This window comes from Cellulomonas wangsupingiae (genome assembly GCF_024508275.1).
Taxonomy (GTDB): Bacteria; Actinomycetota; Actinomycetes; order Actinomycetales; family Cellulomonadaceae; genus Cellulomonas; species Cellulomonas wangsupingiae.
In genome coordinates, this window is record NZ_CP101989.1 from 183,289 (window position 1) to 206,012 (window position 22,724).

A 22,724-nucleotide genomic window follows, 5' to 3' on the forward strand; every position below is an offset into this window, starting at 1 on the left:
AGGCCGCACGGTGGTCGAGCCCTCGGGCGCCCTGTCGTCCACCGATCGCATCGATGCGATCGGTGGGCGTGCGCGGACAGGGTCGCCGTACGTCACCGACCCCAGGAGACACGTATGCCCACCCGCACCCGGAGCAGGCTCGGCCGCCTCAGTCGGCTGGCCCTGGCCATTCCCCTCGCGCTCGTCGCGACCGGGCTCGTCGCCACGTCGGCGTCCGCCCACGGCTCCGTCACCGACCCGCCGTCCCGCAACTACGGCTGCTGGGAGCGCTGGGGCGACGACCACCTGAACCCCGCCATGGCGCAGCAGGACCCGATGTGCTGGCAGGCGTTCCAGGCCAACCCCAACACCATGTGGAACTGGAACGGCCTGTACCGCGAGGGTGTCGGCGGGCGGCACGAGGCCGTGATCCCCAGCGGTCAGCTCTGCTCGGGCGGCAGGACGCAGAACGGCCTGTACGCGTCGCTCGACACCCCGGGTGCGTGGACCATGAAGACGGTCCCCACGTCGTTCAAGCTCACGCTGACCGACGGCGCGAAGCACGGCGCCGACTACATGCGGATCTACGTCTCGAAGGCGGGCTTCGACCCGACCACCGAGGCGCTCGGCTGGGAGGACCTCGACCTCGTCAAGGAGACCGGCCGCTACGGCACGACGGGGCTGTACGAGACCGACGTGAACCTGTCGGGCCGCTCGGGCCGCGCGGTGCTGTTCACGATCTGGCAGGCCAGCCACCTCGACCAGCCGTACTACATCTGCTCGGACATCAACATCGGTGGCACGGCGCCGGACCCGACGCCGACCCCGACGCCGACGCCCACGCCGACCCCCACGCCGACGCCGACCCCCACGCCGACGCCGACCCCCACCCCGACACCGACCCCCACGCCGACGCCCACGCCGACCCCGACGCCCGGGACCGGTGCGTGCACCGCCACCGTGAAGGCCATCTCCACGTGGTCCGGCGGCTGGCAGGGTGAGGTCACCGTGACGGCCGGCTCGGCCGCGATCAGCGGCTGGAAGGTCACCGTCGGTGGCGCGACCATCAACCAGGCGTGGAGCAGCTCCCACAGTGGTGGTGTGCTGACCAACGCGGCCTGGAACGGCTCCCTCGCTGCCGGTGCCAGCACGACGGCCGGCTTCATCGCCTCGGGGGCACCCGGCTCGCTGACGGCCACCTGCGCGACGGCCTGACGCACACCTGACCCGCCGGCAGCACGCCCGGCGGCCGCACGACCCCGCGGGAGCACGACCCGCGGGCAGCACGACCCGGTGACGGCCGGGCACAGCCACCCCTCCGGCTGCGCCCGGCCGTCGCACGTCCGGGGCCGGGGCGACCAGTGGTCACCGTCGGCCGTCTCCGTGTGACCAGTGGTCACTTGGGGGTGCTGTCGGCGGTGGCAGGTGTCCCCAGGTGACCAGTGGTCACCGTCGACCGCTCCGCAACGACCACTGGTCACCGCTCAGCTGGTGGCGGGTGCTGTGCCGAGGGCGTCCTGTCGGCGAGGATGTCGGCCGTGACGTCGACCAGCACCCCCCGCCTGCCCCGCGTCCGCGCCTCCGAGCTGGTCGGGCGCGGCTGGCTCAACACCGGCGGCAAGGACGTGACCCTCGCCGACCTGCGCGGCAAGGTCGTCGTCCTCGACTTCTGGACGTTCTGCTGCATCAACTGCCTGCACGTCCTGGACGAGCTGCGGGAGATCGAGGCACGGCACCGCGACGTGCTCGTCATCATCGGCGTGCACTCGCCCAAGTTCGTCCACGAGGCCGACCCGGTGGCGCTCGCGGCCGCGGTCGAGCGGTACGAGGTGCACCACCCGGTGCTCGACGACCCCGAGCTGGTGACGTGGCAGGCGTTCACGGCCCGCGCGTGGCCGACGCTCGTCGTCATCGACCCCGAGGGGTACGTCGTCGCGCAGATGGCCGGCGAGGGCCACGCGCACGCGGTCGAGTCGCTCGTGGGCGAGCTCGTGGCCGAGCACGAGGCGAAGGGCACGCTGCACCGCGGCGACGGCCCGTACGTCGCGCCGCAGCCGCAGCCGACGACCCTGCGGTTCCCCGCCGACGCGCTCGAGCTGCCGGGCGGCACGTTCCTCGTCGCCGACGCCGGGCACCACGCGCTCACCGAGGTCGCGGCCGACGGCGAGACGCTCGTGCGGCGCATCGGGTCGGGGGACCGCGGCCTGGTCGACGGCGGCCCCGGCGACGCGCGCCTCAGCGAGCCGAACGGCCTGTGCCTCGTCCCCGACGAGCTGCGGGAGACGCTCGGGTACGACGTGCTCGTCGCGGACACCGTCAACCACGCGCTGCGCGGCGTGCGGCTGGCCGACGGCCACGTGACGACGGTCGCCGGCACGGGCGAGCAGTACATGGTGGGTGCCGTCGACAACGTCGTCGGCGGTGCGACCGAGACCGGCGTCGGCGACCGGTGGGACGCGCGGCAGGTCAAGCTGTCGTCACCGTGGGACGTCGCGTGGTCGCCCGAGCTCGCGGCGTTCGTCGTCGCCATGGCCGGCCACCACACGCTGTGGGCGTTCGACGCCGTGCAGGGGACGATCACGCACCTGGCCGGGACGATGAACGAGGGCCTGGTCGACGGCGCGCCCGCCGACGCCTGGTTCGCGCAGCCGTCGCGGCTGTCGCGCGCGGCGGACGGCCGCCTGTGGCTGGCCGACGCGGAGACGTCGGCGCTGCGGTGGTTCGACCCCGCGGACGGAGGCACACGCACCGCCGTCGGGACGGGCCTGTTCGACTTCGGCCACCGCGACGGGCCCGCCGGCCAGGCGCTGTTCCAGCACCCGCTGGGCGTCGCCGCGCTGCCCGACGGGTCGGTGCTGGTCGCGGACACCTACAACGGTGCGCTGCGCCGCTGGGTCCCCGGGGAGGACGGCGGCGCGGTCTCGACGCTCGCGACGGACCTCGCCGAGCCCAGCGCCCTGGTGCTCCCGGCGGGCGACCCGGACCACGTGGTCGTCGTCGAGTCGGCCGCGCACCGGCTCACGCGCGTGCCGTTGCCCGCGGGTGCGGGCTCCCAGGTCGACGGCGGTGCGCACCGCACGCAGCGCCCGGTGACCGAGCTCGGCACCGACGTCGCGCTCGAGGTCGTCTTCCACCCGGCCGCGGGGCAGAAGCTCGACGACCGGTGGGGCCCGTCGACGTCCCTGCAGGTCGCGGCCACGCCGCCGGGACTGCTGCTCGACGGCACCGGCGGCGACGTCGCGCTCACGCGGACGCTGCGCCTGGACCCGGCGGTCGGCGAGGGCGTCCTGCACGTCACCGCGCGGGCCGCGAGCTGCGACGCCGACCCCGCGATCGAGCATCCGGCGTGCCACCTCGCGGCGCAGGACTGGGGCGTGCCGGTGCGCGTCGTCGACGGCGCCGCCGCCGCCCTCGTGCTGCCGCTGCACGGCTGAGCGGACCGCGCCGGGGGCGCCGCGTGAGCAGGGGCCGTCAGGCGGAGACGTCGTCGACGGCGATCGCGACGAGCGCCCGCAGGGCGGTCAGCACCTGACGGCCCGTCGACGCCGCGGCCGCGACTGCGACCTCGACGACCCAGACGTCGCGCTCCAGGGTGAGCATGCGCGTCTCCGACGCGTCGGCCGGGCTGCCGCCGCGCGCCACCGTCGTGAAGGTCTGCGACCCGGGCATGCGCTCGCGGACCGCCCACGAGTCGCCGCCGAGCGTCTCCGTGGCGGCCGCGGCGAACGCGCACAGCCGCGGCACCACGGCGGGGGCCGCAGCACCGATGGCCACCGCACCCCCGGCCGTCAGTCGCCCGACCGCCTGCACGGGGTCGGCGATGGCCGGCATGGTGCGGGCGCGCGCGCGGGCGCGGCGACGCTTCGCCTGGTACTGGGCCTGGTCGGCACGACGGAACAGGTGCCGCGCCTCGACCGACCCCATCACCGCCGTCGACGCGATGCCGTACGAGATCGCCGCGCCGTGCGGCAGCGGGAACTTCGCCACCGTCGTCGCCATCGTCGTGGCGACGGTCTCGCGCGGCTGGTCGACGGTGACGAGGCAGAACTCGTCGCCGCCGATCCGTGCGGCCGTCGCGCCGGGGATCGCGTCCGCGGCGCGCCGCAGCACGTCCGCGACGGCGCGCAGCAGGTCGTCGCCGGCGTCGTGGCCCAGCTCGTCGTTGACGCGCTTGAGGCCGTCGACGTCGCACATGACGACGCAGGTCTCCCGCCCGGAGGCGAGCGCGGTCTCCGCCGCCTGGTCCGCGGTGCGACGGTTCGCCAGACCGGTGAGCGGGTCGTCCGCGATGATGTGGCGCATCTGCTGCTCGAGGTCGACGCGGGCGATGGCGCCGGCGGCGAGAGCGGCCAGCACCTCGGCGGTCGCCACGTCGTCCGCGTGGAACAGGGGGGAGTCGAAGTCCCGCACCACGGTGACCTGGCCCCAGACGGCGTCGTTCACGACGACGGGCGACGTGAGGGCGGACGCCGCCCCGACCTCGCGCAGCAGCTCGACCTCCACGCGGTCTCCCGCGGTCGTGTCCCCGGGACGCACGGAGCGGCCGTGCGCGTCGAACGCGTGGGCGACCCAGCTCTCGCGGTTGCGCAGCAGCGCACGCAGGGCCGGTCGCTCGTCGGCGCGGTACGTCGTGCTGAGGAACTGGTGCCAGCGCGGGTCGTTGCTGGGGGGTTCGAGGTGGACGACGCGGCACGTCTCCTGGGAGATGCGGGCGACGGCGCACGCGTCGGCGCCGAGCACGTCGACCGCCGCCTGGGCGGCCGCCTCGACGACCTCGTCGATCCTGCGGCAGGCGTCGAGCCGGTGGGCGGCGATGGCGAGGCCGCGCACGCCACCGAGGTCGGCGGCCGACAGGCCACCCCGGTGCGCACCCTTGGCGGTCGTGCCCCTGCGCGTCACGTTGCCCATCATCGGGCCTCCACCCCCGATACGCCGCGCCGGGTCCATGAGAGGTCGGTGAGATCACCCGTCCGAGTCGGACGCTCCACCCGCGTGGCGAGGCCGTATCGGGCGTGCTGGAAACGTTTCGGGGCCTTGTACGAGCGGTGTGCTGTCCGCACCCTGAACGCCACGACGCACCACGAGGTGCGCGGCCCCCCGCGGCGACCGGCGCCGCTCGCGTGAGAGGGATCCGCCGACATGCCCCCACACCGCACCACCCGCCGCACCCTGGGCGGCGTCGCCGCCACCGCGGTGGTGGCCACGGCTCTGGTCGTCATCCCCACCGCCGCGCAGGCGCACGGCGGGCTCACGAACCCCGCGACGCGGACGTACGCCTGCTACAAGGACGGCCTGGCGGGCGGCGAGGCCGCCGGCGAGTCCGGCAACATGCGGCCGACGAACCCGGCGTGCCTCAACGCGTTCAACGACAACAGCTACGGCTTCTACAACTGGTTCGGCGACCTGCTCGGCACGATCGACGGCCGGCACGAGACGATCGCGGACGGCAAGCTCTGCGGTCCCGACTCGCGCTTCGCCGGCTTCAACACGCCGTCCTCGGCGTGGCCGACGACCAAGGTCACGCCGGGTCAGACGATGACGTTCCAGTACGCCGCGGTCGCGCGTCACCCGGGCTACTTCACGACCTGGATCACCAAGGACGGCTGGAACCAGAACGAGCCGATCGGCTGGGACGACCTCGAGGCCGCGCCGTTCGACCGTGTGCAGGACCCGCCGCTGCGCGAGGGCGGCCCCGCCGGTCCCGAGTACTGGTGGAACGCGAAGCTGCCCTCGAACAAGAGCGGCAAGCACGTCCTGTTCAACATCTGGGAGCGCACCGACAGCCCGGAGTCGTTCTACAACTGCGTGGACGTCGACTTCGGTGGCGGCGGGCCGATCCCGACCCCGACTCCGACGCCGACTCCGACTCCGACTCCGACGCCGACGCCGACGCCGACGCCGACGCCGACGCCGACGCCCACGCCGACGCCCACGCCGACTCCCACGCCGACGGTCCCCACCGACTCCGTCTGCGAGGTCGAGGTGGGCGTCGTGAACGCGTGGCAGGGCGGCTTCCAGGGCGACGTCACGGTGTTCAACGCCACGATGGAGCCCGTCAACGGCTGGGAGGTGAGCTGGAAGTTCAGCAACGGTGAGTCCGTCCAGCAGGCGTGGAACGCCACGACGACCCAGTCCGGCACCACCGTGACCGCCAAGAACGTCGCGTGGAACTCGACCATCGCGCACCACAACGCGGTGTCGTTCGGTTTCATCGGCTCGGGCACCCCGAAGACCGTCGCCAGCGCGACGCTCAACGGCAACCCCTGCATCGTCCGCTGACGCCCACCGTCCGCTGACACCCTCCGGGGCTGGATCACCCTGTCGTCACGACAGGTCGATCCAGCCCCGGACCACGTCCCCCCGCCCTCGCCCGTGACAGGACAATCCAGTCGCCCCCGGCGCCCTTCCCCCGGCCGTGACATGGCATTCCCGTCGCGCCCGGCGCGGTACCCCGCCCGTGACATGTCAATCCAGTCGCCCCCGGCGCCCTTCCCCCGGCGCCCTTCCCCCGGCCGTGACATGGCATTCCCGTCGCGCCCGTCGTCTTCCCCCGGCTGTGTCAAGACAATCCAGTCTCGGCCTGCGCCTGACCCGAGTGGATGCTCGGCGGGAGGACGCCCGGCCTCACGGGCGTGAGGCTGGATTGCACTCTCGCGGGGTGTGGGGTGACTGGATTGCACTCTCGCGGGGTGCGGGTGACTGGATTGCACTCTCGCGGGGCCGGGCCGGGCCGGGCGGGGACTGGATTGCACTCTCGCCGCGGGGGAGGGGGGGGAGGGTTAGGTCTGGGCGGTGATGGGGCCCGTGGGGCGGACGTGGACGGCGACGCCGCGCACGCGCTCGGGGACGTCCAGGCGGCGGGCGGAGACCGCGTCGCCCTGGACCCGCACCAGGAGGCCGTAGCCGTCGTCGTCCCGGGAGATCCCGATGGCGCTCACGTCGGGACGCCCGTCGAGGGCGGCCTTGAGCTCGTTCTTGGCCTGGCGGGCCTCGTCGAGGTCGGCCACTGCGCACCTCCAGCGCCGGTCAGGGACGCCGGCCGGCGCTCGCGTCACGCGAGCAGCGTCGCGTCGAGCGCCCCGAGGACGGCATCGATGGGGTTGACGTACGTCAGCCCACGACCATTGTCGCCCCCCGTCTCCGAACCGGCAAAGAGCAGTCCGAGCGCGACGCCGTCCTCGCGGTACACCAGGGACCCGGAGTCCCCGCCGCGCGAGAACGGACCGACGCCGGTGCCCTCGATCTCGATCTGGTCGTCGAAGCGCAGGTTGCCCAGCTCGTCGCCGTACCCGACGACCACGTCGTCGAGCTCGATCGCGGTGACCCGGCCGGCGGTCACGGACGTCGTGCGCCCGATCTTGCCGACGGTCTCGCCGCCCACGGCCTGCGCGGTCCGGGTGATGTACCCGACGGGGTACCGCGCGTCCACGTCCGTGTCGTCGAGGAGGGCGACGGCCGCGTCGACCGTCGCCGTGGTCCCCGGGGTGAGCGGTGCGACGGCCGCGAGCGTGCCGACCCGGTCCCGGGGGGCGTAGCCGCCGTCCGCGGGCCCGGGCTGCAGGACCAGGTCGCCCGGACGTGCCGCCGGCGAGCCCGCGAGCACGTGGTAGTTCGACAGCACGTGCAGCGCGCCGCCGACCAGCACGAACGCGCCCAGCGTTCCGGCGCTGACGTCGACGTGGGCGATCGAGACGCCGGGGCGCAGCGGGCGGACGCGTCCCGTCTCGCCGAGCGCCTGCGCCGTGGCGACCGGGGGGCGCGGCCCGGGCACGACGGCGCCCACGTCCCCGACGCCCGTGCTCGCGCCGCCGACGTCGGTCAGCGCCCGGATGCGGCCCGTGCGGCGGACCTCGACGACGGCCCCGGTGCGGGAGACCTCGGCGGCGACCCTGCGCGCGAGGCTGCGCACACCCGGCAGGCCGAGCCGGTACCGCAGGGCGACGGCGTACCCGCCGTCGCCGCGTGGCGACAGCCCGACGGACAGCGGCGCGACCGACGCCCCGGCCGTCGACGCGCGCACGCTGCGCCCCGCCAGCGTCCGTGCCGCCGCCGCGGCGTGCGCCTTGGCCTCCCGTGCCTCGTCCCGGTCCATGCGGCCCCCTTCGTCGTCACCCCTGCGGGCGGGGCTGTGGCTCCCCGCCGTGCGGCGCCATTGTGTCCGCCTCGTCCGACATGTGCCGGTCGTGCCCGTTGGCCGGACGTCCCTGGCGTCCGCCCGGTTCCGGGTACGACGACGCCCCGCCCGGTTCTCCGGTGCGGGGCGTCGGCGAGACGCGGCTCGTCGCGACCGCGACGCGGTGCGTCAGGCGGTCGGGGGGACCGTCGGAGGCGCCGCCTGCGGTGCCGCCTGAGGGGCCGCCTGAGGGGCCGCCTGCGGAGCGGCCGGTGCCGCCGCCTGCGGGGCCACCGCCGGGCGGGCGACCGCCGGGTCCTCGTGGTGCTCGACGACCTGGCGGTGCGTCGTGTTGGTGCGCTGCGAGTTGAACGCGGTCACGAGGATGAGCGCCAGCGCGCCCGCCCCCATGCAGATGTAGCCGATGACCGTCAGGTCGATGCCCTCGAGCCGGTCCGAGATCCCGAACGAGAGGATCGCCCCGATCACCAGGAGTGCGATGCCGCCACCGATGCCCATGTCGCTCCTTCGTCGTTCCAGCAGCGGGCCACGACGGCCCGCCTGGGTGGCGAGTCTGGTGCCGGTCCGCGGGTCCCGCACGTCGAACGGGCCACGTGACCCGGACGGGTGTCCGGGACGAAGCGGGACGGACCCGTGCGCCGTCCTTCCGGATGCTGGTCGTCGCGCGGGCCGGTAGAACACCTCCTATGGGTGTTCTCGTCCGCTCCGCCGCGCTCGGTCTCGCCGCGGGGGGCCGCTCGGCGGTCGCCCTCGCCGTCCCCGTCTACGCCGCGACCCGCGGGCGTCGTGGCACCGGGGCACGGGCCCTGCGCGGGCTCGCGACCCTGGCGCTCCTCGGTGAGGGGGTCGTCGACAAGCTCCCGGGTGTGCCGAGCCGCCTCGTGGCGCCGCAGCTCGCCGGGCGTCTCGTGGCCGGCGCGTCGGGCGCCGCGGCCCTGGCCGTCGTCGACGGGCGTCGCGTCCCGGCGGTCCTCGTCGCCGCGCTGGCCGGCGGTGCCGGGGCGTTCGCGGGCTCCGTCGCCGGGGCGTCGTGGCGGGAGTGGGCGGCCGACAGCGGTCCCGCCGCGCTGCGTCCCGACCTGCGCGCCGCGCTCGTGGAGGACGTCGCCGTCCTGGCCTCGGCCCGCGCCCTCGCCGGGCGCTGACCCCGGGCGGCCGCCCGGCACGCCCCTAGGGTGGTCGCCATGGGCTGGCAGACCGTCTCGTCACGCGTCGTCCACGAGAACGCGTGGATCACGGTCCGGCAGGACGACGTGCTCGCCCCCGACGGGCGCCCGGGCCAGTACGGCGTGGTCGAGGTGCGGCCGTCGGTCTTCGTCGTCGCGCTGACCGACGACGACGAGGTCGTGCTGGTCACCACCGACCGGTACACCACCGGGCCGGGCTCGGTGGAGGTGCCCGCGGGCGGCACCGACGGGCAGGAGCCGCTGGTCGCGGCGCAGCGCGAGCTGGCCGAGGAGGTCGGCCTCGTGGCGCGCGACTGGACGCCCGTCGGCACCGTCGACGCGCTCAACGGCGTGGCGCGGGCCGTCGAGCACGTGTTCGTCGCGCGCCGCCTGTCACCCGTCGCCGACGCCGACGCCACCGGACGGGAGCAGGCCGCCGAGGGGATCACCGCGGTGCGCACCGTCCCGTTCGCGGACGCCCTGGCGATGGTCCGCAGCGGCGAGATCCGCGACGGTGAGACGGTGGCCGCGCTCGCGCTGGCGGCCCTGCACCTCGGCCGGCTCGTCTGACGACGACCTCCGGTGCCTCAGGGCGCCGGCGTCACGCGCGCGGCGGGGCGGTCGAGTCGCGCACGACGAGGGTCGTCGCGAGCTCGATGTGGTGCGAGTCGGGCTGGCGGCCCTCGTCCATCGCGAGGACCGTGCGCAGGGCGACGCGACCGATGTCCTGCAAGGGCTGACGCACGGCCGTCAGGGGCGGGTTGGTCCAGGCCGCGACGTACGTGTCGTCGTACCCGACGACCGACAGGTCGCGCGGGACGACGACGCCGAGCCGGCGGGCGGCCTCGAGCACCCCGAGCGCCTGCTCGTCGCTGCTCGCGAGGATGGCGGTGGGTGGCTCGTCGAGGCGCAGGATCGCGTCGGCGGCGCGCTGCGCGGCGTCGTGGTCGAACGCGACGTGCCGGACGAGCGCGGGGTCGACGGCGACGTCGGCGCGCTGACAGGCCGACCGGAAGCCGTCGGCGCGGGCCAGCGCGCTCATGGAGGCCTCGGGGCCGCCGATCATCGCGATGCGGGTGTGCCCGAGGGCGAGCAGGTGCTCGGTGGCGGTGCGCCCGCCGGACCAGTTGGTCGAGCCGACGGACACGAGCTCCGGCGTGGTCAGGTGCAGCGGGTCGATGACGACGACGGGCAGGCGGGCGCGGGCGATGCTGTCGTACGTCGTCTCGGTGACCTGCGCGGTCACGACGATGGCGCCGGTGCGCCGGGCGGAGATGAGGCGCCGGGTCCAGCTCGACGGCGGCTCGGGGCGGTCGCCGCCGCCGCGGCGGACGCGGGAGACGGTGACGTCGACGTCGGCCTCCTCGGCGGCGAGCGTGACGCCGCGCAGCACCTCCATCGCGTACGGGCTGCCGAGCTTGTCGACCATGAACTCCACGATGCGACGCGTCTCGGCGTTGCGTGCCCCGGGCGTGCGGTAGCCGAGCTCGGCGACGGCCGACTCGACGCGTGCGCGGGTCGCGGGCGCGACGTCGCTGTGCCGGTTGACGACCTTCGAGGCCGTGGCGATCGACACGCCGGCGCGCTCGGCGACGGCGGTGAGCGTCGGGCGCCGTGCGGCTGCGGGCATGGGCACTCCTTCGGTCGAGGCCGAACGTAGCGGGAGGTCCCTGAAAACACCAAGAGGAGGCACGTAGAGTTTCGCCTGTTCACCCGCGGGAAGGGCGGCGTTGACACAGGTCGAGGGCGAAAACTACGGTGAAACCGACGTCACCAGCGACGAAAACTTTTCGCTGCAGAGAACCGGAGGCTCAACGATGAGTTCCACCACTGCACGGCGGGTGCGGGCGACCGCTGCCGTCATCGGCGCCGCACTCGCCCTGGCCGCCTGCGGGTCCGGCACCCAGCCACAGCTCGGAGGCGCGACCGGCGGCGCGACCGGCGGCGGGAGCGGCGACGCCGCGATCGTCTGGGGCCTCGAGGGCGGCCAGTCCGACTCCTACCAGGCGGCCGTCGACCGCTGGAACGCCGACCACCCGGACCAGCCCATCGAGCTGCAGATGTTCGGCAACGAGGGCTACAAGGACAAGCTGCGCATCGCCCTGGGCGCGGGCCAGGGCCCCGACCTGATGTTCAGCTGGGGCGGCGCGGCCCTCCAGGCGTACGTCGACGAGGGCTACGTCGACCCCATCGAGGACCCCGCGATCATCGACCGGCACCTGCCCGCGGTGCTCGACACCGTGACGTTCGACGGCAAGGTGTACGGCGCCGCCATCAACAACATGCAGCCCGTCGTGATCCTCTACAACGACGCCGTCTTCCGGCAGGTCGGGGCGACGCCCCCGACCACCTGGGACGAGCTGGTCGAGCTCGTGCCGGTGTTCGAGGCGCAGGGCATCGCCCCCATCGCGCTGGCCGGGCAGTCGAAGTGGCCGCAGCTGCCGTACCTGGGCTACCTCGTCGACCGCATCGGCGGCCCCGAGGTCTTCGACGCGGTCATCGCCAACGAGCCCGACGCCTGGTCCCACCCGGCGGTCACGCAGGCCCTCACCGAGATCCAGGACCTGGTGGAGGCCGGTGGCTTCGTCGACGACTACGCGTCGATCGCGTACGAGACGGGCGCGGCCGACGCGCTGCTCTACACCGGGCGCGCGGCCATGATGGTCGTCCTGTCGCAGGCGTACTCGAACATCAAGAACGCCGCGCCGGACTTCGTCGAGGCCGGCGACCTCAAGGCCGTGCCCTTCCCCGCGTACGACGGCGGCACCGGCGACCCCGCCAACCTCGTGGGCAACCCGTCGAACTTCTGGTCCGTCAACGCCGCGGCGACCGACGAGCACAAGGAGACGGTGACGGCGTTCCTCGCCGAGCAGGTGATGAACGACGAGTACATCGGCGAGATCCTCGACCGGTCCGCCGTGCCGGGTGTCACGACGGCCCGTGAGCAGATCGCCGAGCGCGACGACGCCTTCGCCGGGCTCGTCGTCGACCTGACGGAGGCGGCGCCGCACTTCCAGCTCTCCTGGGACCAGGCGATCACCCCGTCGCAGGCCGAGCAGCTCACGACCCACCTCGACCGGATCTTCCTGCTGCAGAGCACGCCGGAGGAGTTCGTCGCCGAGATGAACGCGACGCTGGACGCGAAGTGACGTCACCCGTCCCGACCGTCCCCGCGGGTGCCACCGGCACCCGCGGGGGCGGGGTCCCCGTCCGGCGGGGACGCGAGCGTCAGCCCGTCTCGGCGTGGCTCCTCGCGCCCGCGCTGATCCTCTTCGGCGGGTTCGCGCTCGTCCCGCTCGGCGGCGCGGTCGCGCTGTCGTTCACGTCGTGGAACGGTCTGGGCACGCCCGCGTGGCTCGGCCTGGACAACTGGGGTGCGGTCCTCACCGACGACGTCACGTGGCTGACGCTCGGGGTCACCCTGAAGGTCATGGTCGGCACCTGGCTCGTCCAGACGCCGCTGAGCCTGCTGCTCGGCGTCTACCTCGCCCCGCGCGGCCGGTGGCGGGCGTGGATGGCGGCGGTGTACTTCGTGGCGCTGCTGCTGTCGTCGTCCGCGGTCGCGCTGGTGTTCAAGAACCTGCTGGACCCGAACTTCGGCCTCGCCGGCCCCTCCGGCCCGGCGTTCCTGCAGCACCCCTGGCTCGGGGACCCGAACACGGTGCTCGCCGCGGTCATCCTCATCATCGCGTGGCACTTCGTCCCGCTGCACACGCTGCTGTACCAGGCGGGCGCGCGGCAGATCCCCGGGTCCCTGTACGAGGCCGCGCAGCTCGACGGCGCCGGCACCGTGCGCCGCTTCTTCTCGATCACCCTGCCCCAGCTGCGCTACACGATCGTCACGTCCTCGACGCTCATGCTCGTCGGGTCCCTGACGTACTTCGACCTCGTGTTCGTCCTCACCGCCGGCGGCCCCGGCTACGCCACGCGCCTGCTGCCGCTGCACATGTACCTCACCGGCTTCACCGCCACCGAGATGGGCCGCGCCAGCGCGATCGCCACCATCCTCGCCGTCGTCGGCCTGTGCCTGTCGCTGGGCCTGACGCGCCTGTCCGGGTTCAGCAGGATGCAGAGCCAGCAGGAGGGTCTGTGATGGTCACGACCGAGGCGACGGCGCCCGCCGCGACCACGCCGTCCGAGCCGGTGCAGCGTCGTCGCGACCGTCGTCGCGTCAACGTCCCCGGCGGTCTCGGCTCGCTCCTGTGGCTCTCCGTGGTCATCGTGCCCGTGTACTGGGTGCTGGTCACGAGCCTGCGGACCCAGCAGCACTTCTTCGTCGACCACCCCCTGGGCCTGCCCACCGCGCCGACGCTCGACAACTACCGCCAGGTCGTCGACAGCGGGTTCGACCGCTACCTGCTCAACTCGGTCGTCGTGACCGTCGGAGCCGTCGCCCTGACCATCGCGGTCGCGCTCCTCGCGGCGTACACGATCACGCGCAACACCTCGCGGTTCGTCGCCCGGTCGTTCTCGGTGTTCCTGCTGGGCCTGGCGATCCCGCTGCAGGCCGCGATCGTCCCGATCTTCTACATGATCACCAAGATGGGCCTGTACGACACGCTCCTCGCGCTCGTGCTGCCCACGGCGGCGTTCGCGGTGCCCATCACCGTGATCATCCTCGTCAACTTCCTGCGGGACATCCCGCGCGAGCTGTTCGAGTCCATGCGCGTGGACGGCGCCGGGGAGTGGCAGGTGCTCGTGCGCCTCGTCCTGCCGCTGAGCCGGCCCGCCATCGCGACCGTCGCCATCTACGACGGCCTCAACGCGTGGAACGGCTTCCTCTTCCCCCTCGTGCTCACCCAGAGCCCCGACCAGCGCGTGCTGCCCCTCGCGCTGTGGGCGTTCCAGGGTGAGCTCACCATCAACGTGCCCGCCGTCATGGCGGCCGTCGTCCTGTCGGCGCTGCCGATCTTCCTGCTGTACCTCATCGGACGTCGTCAGCTCGTGGCCGGCCTCACCGCCGGCTTCGGCAAGTGACGTCGCCCGCCGTCCCACCAATAGAAGAAGGTCCGTCCGCATGACCGTCACCCGCCCCACCAGCGACCAGTGGCCCATCGCCGCGGCGATGCTCCCGTTCCCCGCCTCGCAGGACGCCCCGGCCGACACCTGGGTCGACCACCTCGCCGAGGTCGCCTACGAGGGGTTCACCGAGGTCGACCTCACCGACTCCTGGATCCAGGCGGGCGACCTGTCGCCCGCGCGGATCGAGGAGCTGCGGGAGGCGCTGGCGACGGTCGGGCTCGACCCGGTCGCGCTGTCCGCGATCCGCCGCTCGGTCATCGACCCCGTGTCCGGCGACGAGAACCTCGCCTACTCGCACCGCACGATCGACGCGGCCGCCGCGCTCGGCACGAAGATCGTCAGCGTCGGGCTGCACCGGCCGTTGCTGCCCGCGCAGCGTGAGGCGTTCTGGTTCTGGACCGAGGAGGGGCCGGTCGACGCGACCGACGCCGACACGTGGGCGCTCGCGGTCTCGCGGCTGCGCGAGCTGGGGCGCCACGGCGCCGAGGTGGGCGTCCAGCTGTCGCTCGAGATGTACGAGGACACGCTGCTGGGCACCGCCGCGTCGTCCGTCCGCCTGGTCCACGACATCGGCGACGACAACGTCGGCCTCAACCCCGACCTGGGCAACCTGGTGCGTCTGCACCGGCCGATCGAGGACTTCCAGGCCGCCGTCGAGGCGTGCCTGCCCGTGTCGAACTACTGGCACGTCAAGAGCTACTTCCGCGACGAGGACCGCACCGCCGGGACGTACACGGCCATGCCGGCGCCGATGGAGATGGGCTCGGTCAGCTACCGCAAGGCCATCCGCACCGCCGTCGACGCCGGGTTCACCGGGCCGTTCTGCGTCGAGCACTACGGCGGTGACGGGCTGTCGGTGTCCGCGCGCAACGCGCGGTACATCCGCCGCATGCTCGCCGTCGCCACGGGTGAGGCCCGCGAGTCCGTCCTGCGTGCCGCGGCGGGTGCGCGATGAGCGCCCGCGTCGCGGTCCTCGGGCTCGGGGCCATGGGCCTGCCCATGGCGACCGCGCTCGCGCGGACGTTCGACGTCGTCGCGTACGACATCGCCGCGGAGCGCGTCGCGCTCGCGGTCCAGGCCGGGGCCGTCGGCGCGGCGACGGTCGCGGAGGCGTGCGCCGGGACCGACGTCGTCGTCGTGGGGGTGCGGGACGGCGCCCAGCTCGACGCGCTCGTGCTCGGCGAGGGCGGGGTCGCGGACTCGCTGCCCGCCGGCGCCGTCGTCGTCGTGACCTCCACGGTGGGCGAGGCCGCGGTCGTGTCGGTCGCCGGCGCGCTCGCCGCGCGGGGGATCCTCTGCGTCGACGCGCCCGTGTCCGGCGGGCCCGTGCGCGCCGGGAACGGCGACCTGCTCATCATGGTCGGAGCGGACGACGCGGCGCTCGTCGCCGCGCAGCCCGTGCTCGACGCGATGTCGTCGTCGCTCACCGTCGTGGGCGGCATCGGTGCAGGTCAGCAGCTCAAGACCGTCAACCAGCTGCTGTGCGGCATCCACACCGCCGCGGCGTCCGAGGCGCTCGCGCTGGCGCACCGCATGGGGCTCGACCTCGACGCGTGCATCGAGGTGCTCGGCCAGGGGGCGGCGGCGTCGTTCATGCTCGCCGACCGCGGCCCGCGCATCGCCGCCCAGCTGCGCGGCGAGACCCCGCCGCTGCGCTCACGGCTCGACGTCATCGGCAAGGACATGGGGATCGTCGGGGACCTCACGCGGCAGCTCAAGGTCGCGACGCCCGTCGCCGCGGCCGCCGAGCAGCTGTACCGCACGGTGTCCGCCGCCGGGCACGACGCGTCCGACGACTCGGTCGTCGCGACGATGCTGGCCAAGGAGCAGACGTGGTGAGGCCCCTGGCCGACGACCCGGCGCGGTTCGTCGACGACGCGCTGGACGGGTTCGTCGACCTGTACGCCGACCAGGTGCGTCGCGTGCCCGGCGGTGTCGTGCGGGCCGTGCCCGCGCCGCGGTCGCAGGTCGCGGTCGTCGTCGGTGGCGGGTCGGGGCACTACCCGGCCTTCTGCGGCCTGGTCGGCCCCGGCTACGCGCACGGCGCGGTCGTCGGCAACGTGTTCACGTCGCCCTCGACGGCCGACGCGGTGTCGGTCGGCGCGGCGGCGGCCGGGGACGCGGGCGTGCTCCTGCTCACCGGCAACTACGCCGGCGACGTCATGAACTTCACGCTCGCACGCGACGAGCTGCGCTCGCGCGGCATCCCCGCGGAGTTCCTCGTCGTGACCGACGACGTCGCGTCCGCACCGGCCGACGACGTGACCCGGCGCCGCGGCATCGCGGGCGACCACGTCGTGTTCAAGGTCGCCGGTGCGGCCGCCGCGGAGGGCCTGTCGTTCGACGAGGTCGTCGCCGCGGCCCGTCACGCCAACGACCGCACCCGCACGCTGGGCGTCGCGTTCGACGGCTGCACGCTCCCCGGTGCCGACCAGCCGCTGTTCACCGTGCCGGAGGGCACGGTCGGGCTGGGCGTCGGCATCCACGGCGAGCCCGGGATCGGCGAGATGCCCGCGTGCACCGCGAGCGAGCTCGCCGCCCTCCTGGTCGAGCGGCTCCTGGGCGAGAGGCCCGCCGACGCGGGTCCGCGCGTGGGCGTCGTGCTCAACGGGCTCGGCCGCACCAAGTACGAGGAGCTGTTCGTCCTCTGGCGCGCCGTGCGCCCGCTGCTCGACGCCGCGGGGCTGCAGGCCGTGCAGCCGGACGTCGGCGAGCTCGTCACGAGCCTCGACATGTCGGGCTGCTCGCTGACGCTCGTGTGGCTCGACGACGACCTCGAGCGCTGGTGGTGCGCGCCCGCGCACACGCCGGCCTACCGGCGGGGTCAGGTCGGGGTCACCGCCACGCCGTCGGTCCCCGCGGCGCCGGCTGCGGAGCGGACGGTCGCGGCCACGGCCACGCCGTCGCAGGACGCGGCCCGGGTCGTCGACCCCACGGACGCGGCCGAGGCGCAGGTCGTCGTCGCGACTCTGGCGCGCGTCCGGGAGCTCCTGACGGAGCTCGAGCCCGAGCTGGGCCGGCTGGACGCCGTCGCCGGCGACGGTGACCACGGCCGCGGCATGCTCCGCGGTGCGGGCGCCGCGGCGGACGCTGCCGCGGCCGCCGCCGACGCGGGCCACGGAGCGGTCGCGTGCCTGCGGGACGCGGGCCGCGCCTGGGCCGACCGCGCCGGTGGCACGTCCGGCGTCCTGTGGGGCGCAGGCATCGGTGCCGTCGCGCACGCGCTCGCCGCCCGACCGGTCGCGGACCCGGCCGCGCGGGCGGCCGCCGCCGCGCGCGCCGGCGTCGCCGCCGTCGTCACGCTGGGTGGCGCCAAGCAGGGCGACAAGACCATGGTCGACGCCGCCGAGCCGTTCGCCGCCGCGCTCGAGCAGGCCGCGGGCGCGGGCCAGGCGCCCGCAGCGGCGTGGGACGCGGCGCTCGAGGCCGCACGCACCGCGGCGCAGGCCACCGCGGACCTGCGTCCGCGCCTCGGCCGCGCACGTCCGCTCGCCGAGCGCAGCGTGGGCACGCCCGACCCCGGAGCCGTGTCGTTCGCCGCGATCGTGGCGGCCGTCCGGTCGACCGTCGTACCCGAGGGAGAGGAGACGCCGTGAGCGTCGCGAGGATCGTGGTCGGTGCGGACGAGGCCGGCCTGACGTACAAGGACGCGCTCGCCGACCTGCTGCGCGCCGACCCGCGCGTCGAGGTCGTCGAGGACGTCGGCGTGCACGCCGACGACGACACCGCGTACCCGCACGTGGCGGTGGCGGCGGCCCGCAAGGTCGCCGACGGCACGGCCGACCGCGCGCTGCTGGTCTGCGGCACGGGCCTGGGCATGGCGATCGCCGCCAACAAGGTGCCCGGCGTCCGCGCGGTGACGGCGCACGACACCTTCTCGGTGCAGCGCTCCGTGCTGTCCAACGACGCGCAGGTGCTCTGCCTGGGGCAGCGCGTCATCGGGCTGGAGCTCGCGAAGGTGCTGGTCCGCGAGTGGCTGGACCACGAGTTCGACACGACGTCGGCCTCGGCCGCCAAGGTCGACACGATCCGCGACTACGAGTCCGGCGCCTGCTGACCGACCGCACCCCCTCCGCCGAGCGCGGTAGACAGTCGCCGAGCGCGGTACCCGTTGGTACGGCGCTCGGCGTTCGTCTGCCGCGCTCGAACGGGTCCGTGAACCCACCCTCGATGACGGCCACGACGGGGTCGGTCTGCTGGGCGGTGACTGGATCGCTCTCTCACGGAGGAGGAGCGGGGCGGCCGCGTGCGACCATGGTCGACGGGTCCGGTCTCAGCGCGGGCCCCCGGACGAGCGGCGCCGTACCCGGAGAGCGACAAGACGGCGGCCGACGGAGGTCACCCATGTCCGCCACGTCCCTCGCCTGGCTCGTCCTCGTCGTGTCGGGGGTGCTGGAGGCCGTCTGGGCCACAGCGCTCGGCCGGTCCGAGGGCTTCAGCCGCCTCGTGCCCACCGTCGTCTTCGGCGTCGCGGTGCTCGGCTCGATGGGCGGGCTCGCCTACGCGATGCGCGAGCTGCCCACCGGGACGTCGTACGCGGTGTGGGTGGGCATCGGGGCGTCGATCACCGTCGCGTGGGCGATGGCGACGGGCGCCGAGCCGGCGAGCCTGGTGAAGATCCTGCTCATCCTCGGGATCGTCGGCTGCGTGGTCGGGCTGAAGCTCGTCCACTGACCCCACCCCCCCACCCGTGAGAGAGCAATCGAGTCCCCCCAGGTGATGGTGAGAGAGCGGTCCGGTCCCCCCAGGTGGTGGTGAGAGAGCAATCCAGCTCACCGCTCTGGAGCGGTCCGTGGCTGGATTGCTCTCTCGCGCCCCTGGGGGCGTGACTGGATTGGTCTCTCGCGGGGAGGGGTGGGGGGTCAGGCGGTCGCGGGGGCCGGCGCGAACTGCGTCCGGTACAGGTCCGCATAGAGCCCGCCGCGTGCCAGCAGCTCGGCGTGCGTGCCGGTCTCGACGACCTGCCCGGCGTCGACGACGACGATGAGGTCCGCCTGCCGCACGGTGGACAGCCGGTGCGCGATGACCAGGGACGTCCGCCCGACCAGCGCCTCGTCGAGGGCGGCCTGGACGGCGGCCTCGGACTCGGAGTCCAGGTGCGCGGTGGCCTCGTCGAGCACGACGACGTCGGGGGCCTTGAGCAGCAGCCGTGCGATCGCGAGGCGCTGCCGCTCGCCGCCGGAGAGGCGGTAGCCGCGGTCGCCGACCACGGTCTCGATGCCCTCCGGCAGGGACGCGACGAGGTTCCACACGTGCGCGCCGCGCAGGGCCCGCTCGATGTCGTCGTCGGTCGCGTCGGGACGCGCGAAGCGCAGGTTGCCCGCGATCGTGTCGTGGAAGAGGTGCGCCTCCTGGCTGACGACGCCGACGGTGTCGCGCAGGGACGCGGCGGTGACGTCGCGGAGGTCCTGCCCGGCGATGCGGACGGCGCCGCGCGTCGGGTCGTACATGCGCGTGACGAGCTGCGAGATGGTCGTCTTGCCGGCACCGGACGGCCCGACGAGCGCGACCATCGCCCCGGCGGGCACCTGGAACGTGATGTCGCGCAGGGTGTCGGCCACCGGGTCGCGGCTCAGCGTCGCCACGGACTCCAGGGAGGCCAGCGAGACCTCGTCGGCGGACGGGTAGCGGAAGCCGACGTGGTCGAGCTCGAGGGTCGCGCCGTTGCGGGCCACCGCGGCGCGCAGGTCGGTGGCGTCGGGCTTCTCGCTGACGGTGGGCTCGAGGTCGAGCACCTCCAGGACGCGCTCGAACGACACGAGGGCCGTCATGACGTCGACCTGCACGTTCGACATGGCCGTCAGCGGGCCGTACAGCCGGCCGAGGTACGCGGCGAGCGCGACGACGACACCGACGGTGAGCTCGCCCCGGATCGCGAGCAGGCCGCCGACCCCGTAGACGACGGCGGTGGCGATGGCCGCGACCGTGGTCAGGCCGATGCGGAACCACGTCGAGTACAGGGCACGCTTGACGCCGATGTCCCGCACGCGGGCGGTCTGCTCGGCGTAGGCGGCGGACTCCCTGGCGGGGTCGCCGAAGACCTTGACGAGGTGCGCGCCGGCGACGTTGAACCGCTCGGTCATGGTCTGGGACGCGTCGGCGTTGAGCTCGTAGGACTCGCGCGTGATCCCGGCGATCCTGCGGCCGAACCACCGCGCGGGCAGCACGAACACCGGCACCAGGACGAGCGAGAGCAGCGTGAGCTGCCACGACATCGACAGCATCGCGGCGAGCACGAAGACGATGGTCAGGGAGTTGCTGACGACGTTGGACAGCGTCGCGGTGAAGGCCTGCTGCGCGCCCAGCACGTCGCCGTTGAGGCGCTGGACGAGTGCGCCGGTCTTGGCGCGGCTGAAGAACGCGAGCGGCATGCGCTGCACGTGGTCGAACACCGCCGTGCGCAGGTCGTGGATGAGGCCCTCGCCGATGCGGGCGGACACCCAGCGCTCGCCGACGCCGAGCGCGGCGGACACGACGGCGAGGGCGGCGACGACGGCGGCGATGCCGACGACGAGGCGGGTGTCACCGGCGGCGATGCCGTCGTCGATGAGCCGCTGGAACAGCCAGGGGGTGGCGGCGCCGGCGGCGGCGCCGAGCGCGATGAGGACGAGGAAGACCGCGAGCTGGGCGCGGTAGGGGCGGGCGAAGGTGAGGATGCGGCGCAGGGTGCCGGGGGCGAGGCGCTGGCGCGCGATCTCGCGGTCCTGGCCGAAGGCGCGCATCCCGCGGCCGCCGGGGACGGGTCCGGGGTGGGTCAAGAGGACCTCCAGGGGTCGGAGGGCGCGGGTCGATCCGCGCAACATGCTGAGGTTACCTCACCATGAGCAATAGTCACCTCTCAGGTATTCCGTCGCCGTCCGGCTGGTCCCATCCTGAGGGTGTAGCAGATCGGCACCGCCGAAGCGGCGGTACCCCGACGACTTCTGCGGCCGGCGACGGTCGACCCCGGCAGACGTCACCCGCCCAGGAGGTCTCCCGTGCCCGACGACGGCAGCTCCCCGCCGACCGCGATGCGCACCTTCGGCCACCTGCTCGCCAACACCGCGGTGGCCAACGTCACGACGAACTACCTGTGGTGGGCCCTCACGTTCTGGGCGTACCTCGAGACCCGCTCCGTGCTGGCCACCGGCCTCATCGGCGGGGCGTACATGCTCGCCGTCTCGTTCAGCGCCGTCTTCTTCGGCAGCTTCGTCGACCACCACCGCAAGCTCGCCGTCATGCGGGCCTCGACGGTGTTCTCGTTGCTCGCGTTCTCGCTCGCCGGCGGGGTGTTCCTGCTCGTGCCGGAACGTGCGCTTCTCGACCTCGGCGCGCCGTGGTTCTGGGTGTTCGCGGGCATCGTCCTCGTCGGTGCGGTCGTCGAGCACATGCGCAACCTCGCGCTGTCGACGAGCGTGACGATCCTCGTCCCGGACGAGGACCGCGCGCGGGCGAACGGCCTGGTCGGCACCGTGCAAGGGGTCTCGTTCATCGCGACGAGCGTCGTCAGCGGTCTGTCGATCGCGTTCCTGGGCATGGGCGGCACGGTCGTCGTCGTCCTCGGGCTCCTCGTGCTGACGATCGCGCACCTGATGGTCGTGCGCTTCCCCGGTGACCGGGTCGCCGCCGCGGCGGAGGGGACGGGTCGCGCGGCGATCGACCTGCGCGGGTCGATCGCCGTCGTGCGGGCCGCGCAGGGCCTGTTCGCGCTCATCGTGTTCGCGACGTTCAACAACCTCATCGGCGGCATCTACATGGCGCTCATGGACCCCTACGGGCTGGAGCTGTTCTCCGTCGAGATGTGGGGGCTGATGCTCGCGCTCGGCTCGACCGGCTTCCTCGTCGGTGGCGCGGTGGTGGCGGCCCGGGGCCTGGGGCGCAACCCGATGCGGACGATGCTGCTCGTCGTCGTCGTCATGGGGGTGCTCGGGGCGACGTTCACCGTCCGGGAGTCGGCGGTGCTCTACGTCGCCGGGCTCTTCCTCTACATGTGCCTCATCCCCGTCGTCGAGGCCACCGAGCAGACGGTGCTGCAACGGGTCGTGCCGTTCGAGCGGCAGGGCCGGGTGTTCGGCCTGGCGATGGCGCTGGAGAGCGCTGCCGCGCCGGTGGCGGCGTTCCTCGTGGCACCCCTTGCCGAGCTGTGGATCCTGCCGTACGCACGCTCGGACGCGGGCCGGGAGGCGCTGCGCCCGCTGCTCGGCGAGGGCGAGGCCCGCGGCATCGGGCTCGTGTTCCTCGTCGGCGGCCTGACGATGGCGCTCGTCGCCGCGCTCGGGCTCCGCTCACGGGCGTACCGGACGATCTCGCGGACGTACCGGGAGGCAGCGCCGCAGGACCCGGGGGCCCCGGAGGGCTCCGGTCGTCCAGATGGTCGCCCCGCCGAAGGACAGCTGAGCGTGCCTCACCATGAGTGATGGTCACCTCTCGGGTGTTCCCCGGTA

At 74.0% G+C, this 22,724-nt stretch carries 20 protein-coding genes and 1 riboswitch; of the genes, 14 read left to right on the plus strand and 6 right to left on the minus strand.

Annotated elements, in window-relative coordinates; genetic code table 11:
- Positions 1 to 114 precede the first annotated feature (114 nt).
- Positions 115 to 1,194 (plus strand): lytic polysaccharide monooxygenase, encoded by a 1,080-nt coding sequence (locus tag NP075_RS00810; protein WP_227563818.1) that lies wholly within the window; start codon positions 115 to 117, stop codon positions 1,192 to 1,194.
- Between the two features lie 314 nt (positions 1,195 to 1,508).
- Complete coding sequence (locus NP075_RS00815; RefSeq protein WP_227563819.1) at positions 1,509 to 3,413, plus strand: NHL domain-containing thioredoxin family protein; 1,905 nt, start codon at positions 1,509 to 1,511, stop codon at positions 3,411 to 3,413.
- Between the two features lie 37 nt (positions 3,414 to 3,450).
- Here NP075_RS00815 and NP075_RS00820 read toward each other — a convergent pair whose 3' ends face one another.
- The gene (locus tag NP075_RS00820) at positions 3,451 to 4,890 is read right to left on the minus strand and encodes a GGDEF domain-containing protein (protein WP_250788553.1); all 1,440 of its coding nucleotides are present in this window, start codon (positions 4,888 to 4,890) and stop codon (positions 3,451 to 3,453) included.
- Positions 4,891 to 5,118: 228 nt separating this feature from the next.
- Between NP075_RS00820 and NP075_RS00825 the strand changes: the two genes are divergently transcribed.
- Entirely contained in the window at positions 5,119 to 6,258 is a 1,140-nt protein-coding gene (locus NP075_RS00825; RefSeq protein ID WP_227563820.1) for a lytic polysaccharide monooxygenase, read from the plus strand.
- A gap of 500 nt (positions 6,259 to 6,758) precedes the next feature.
- Here the strand turns inward: NP075_RS00825 and NP075_RS00830 are convergent, their stop codons facing one another.
- The 3 genes from NP075_RS00830 to NP075_RS00840 all read right to left on the minus strand — a co-directional run bounded on the left by NP075_RS00830 (position 6,759) and on the right by NP075_RS00840 (position 8,611).
- A complete protein-coding gene (locus NP075_RS00830) occupies positions 6,759 to 6,986 on the minus strand; it encodes a hypothetical protein (RefSeq protein WP_227563821.1) in 228 nt (75 codons plus the stop codon).
- A gap of 44 nt (positions 6,987 to 7,030) precedes the next feature.
- Entirely contained in the window at positions 7,031 to 8,071 is a 1,041-nt protein-coding gene (locus NP075_RS00835) for a S1 family peptidase (RefSeq protein ID WP_227563822.1), read from the minus strand.
- A gap of 210 nt (positions 8,072 to 8,281) precedes the next feature.
- Positions 8,282 to 8,611: a DUF6458 family protein gene (locus tag NP075_RS00840; RefSeq protein WP_227563823.1), complete on the minus strand. Its 330-nt coding sequence runs from the start codon at positions 8,609 to 8,611 to the stop codon at positions 8,282 to 8,284.
- Between the two features lie 188 nt (positions 8,612 to 8,799).
- Between NP075_RS00840 and NP075_RS00845 the strand changes: the two genes are divergently transcribed.
- Positions 8,800 to 9,258, plus strand: coding sequence for a hypothetical protein (locus NP075_RS00845; protein WP_227563824.1), 459 nt, complete (start codon positions 8,800 to 8,802; stop codon positions 9,256 to 9,258).
- A 39-nt stretch (positions 9,259 to 9,297) separates the two neighbouring features.
- Positions 9,298 to 9,849 (plus strand): NUDIX domain-containing protein, encoded by a 552-nt coding sequence (locus NP075_RS00850; RefSeq protein ID WP_227563825.1) that lies wholly within the window; start codon positions 9,298 to 9,300, stop codon positions 9,847 to 9,849.
- A 31-nt stretch (positions 9,850 to 9,880) separates the two neighbouring features.
- On the opposite strand, the gene NP075_RS00855 is transcribed toward NP075_RS00850, so the two are convergent.
- Positions 9,881 to 10,909 carry a LacI family DNA-binding transcriptional regulator gene (locus tag NP075_RS00855; protein WP_227563826.1) on the minus strand — a complete coding sequence of 343 codons (1,029 nt, stop codon included), beginning with the start codon at positions 10,907 to 10,909 and terminating at the stop codon, positions 9,881 to 9,883.
- A 187-nt stretch (positions 10,910 to 11,096) separates the two neighbouring features.
- Between NP075_RS00855 and NP075_RS00860 the strand changes: the two genes are divergently transcribed.
- From NP075_RS00860 to NP075_RS00895, 8 genes are all read left to right on the plus strand, one after another.
- The gene (locus NP075_RS00860; protein ID WP_227563827.1) at positions 11,097 to 12,428 is read left to right on the plus strand and encodes an extracellular solute-binding protein; all 1,332 of its coding nucleotides are present in this window, start codon (positions 11,097 to 11,099) and stop codon (positions 12,426 to 12,428) included.
- Positions 12,425 to 13,372 (plus strand): carbohydrate ABC transporter permease, encoded by a 948-nt coding sequence (locus NP075_RS00865; RefSeq protein ID WP_372456693.1) that lies wholly within the window; start codon positions 12,425 to 12,427, stop codon positions 13,370 to 13,372. The genes NP075_RS00860 and NP075_RS00865 overlap by 4 nt, the downstream gene beginning before the upstream one ends.
- Complete coding sequence (locus NP075_RS00870; RefSeq protein WP_227563828.1) at positions 13,372 to 14,256, plus strand: carbohydrate ABC transporter permease; 885 nt, start codon at positions 13,372 to 13,374, stop codon at positions 14,254 to 14,256. The genes NP075_RS00865 and NP075_RS00870 overlap by 1 nt, the downstream gene beginning before the upstream one ends.
- A gap of 40 nt (positions 14,257 to 14,296) precedes the next feature.
- Positions 14,297 to 15,256 (plus strand): sugar phosphate isomerase/epimerase family protein, encoded by a 960-nt coding sequence (locus NP075_RS00875; protein ID WP_227563829.1) that lies wholly within the window; start codon positions 14,297 to 14,299, stop codon positions 15,254 to 15,256.
- Positions 15,253 to 16,140, plus strand: coding sequence for an NAD(P)-dependent oxidoreductase (locus NP075_RS00880; RefSeq protein WP_227563830.1), 888 nt, complete (start codon positions 15,253 to 15,255; stop codon positions 16,138 to 16,140). The genes NP075_RS00875 and NP075_RS00880 overlap by 4 nt, the downstream gene beginning before the upstream one ends.
- Positions 16,134 to 17,897, plus strand: coding sequence for a dihydroxyacetone kinase family protein (locus NP075_RS00885; protein WP_308054135.1), 1,764 nt, complete (start codon positions 16,134 to 16,136; stop codon positions 17,895 to 17,897). Before NP075_RS00880 ends, NP075_RS00885 begins: the two co-directional genes overlap by 7 nt.
- On the plus strand, positions 17,894 to 18,358 hold the full coding sequence (locus tag NP075_RS00890) for a ribose-5-phosphate isomerase (protein ID WP_227563831.1): 465 nt from the start codon (positions 17,894 to 17,896) through the stop codon (positions 18,356 to 18,358). The genes NP075_RS00885 and NP075_RS00890 overlap by 4 nt, the downstream gene beginning before the upstream one ends.
- A gap of 203 nt (positions 18,359 to 18,561) precedes the next feature.
- Positions 18,562 to 18,633, plus strand: a riboswitch (guanidine-III (ykkC-III) riboswitch).
- Between the two features lie 12 nt (positions 18,634 to 18,645).
- Positions 18,646 to 18,975 (plus strand): DMT family transporter, encoded by a 330-nt coding sequence (locus tag NP075_RS00895; protein WP_227563832.1) that lies wholly within the window; start codon positions 18,646 to 18,648, stop codon positions 18,973 to 18,975.
- A gap of 188 nt (positions 18,976 to 19,163) precedes the next feature.
- Here NP075_RS00895 and NP075_RS00900 read toward each other — a convergent pair whose 3' ends face one another.
- Positions 19,164 to 21,023, minus strand: coding sequence for an ABC transporter ATP-binding protein (locus NP075_RS00900; RefSeq protein ID WP_227563858.1), 1,860 nt, complete (start codon positions 21,021 to 21,023; stop codon positions 19,164 to 19,166).
- Between the two features lie 255 nt (positions 21,024 to 21,278).
- On the opposite strand from NP075_RS00900, the gene NP075_RS00905 reads away from it, so the two are divergent.
- Positions 21,279 to 22,697 (plus strand): MFS transporter, encoded by a 1,419-nt coding sequence (locus NP075_RS00905; RefSeq protein ID WP_372456694.1) that lies wholly within the window; start codon positions 21,279 to 21,281, stop codon positions 22,695 to 22,697.
- The last annotated feature ends 27 nt before the right edge of the window (positions 22,698 to 22,724 follow it).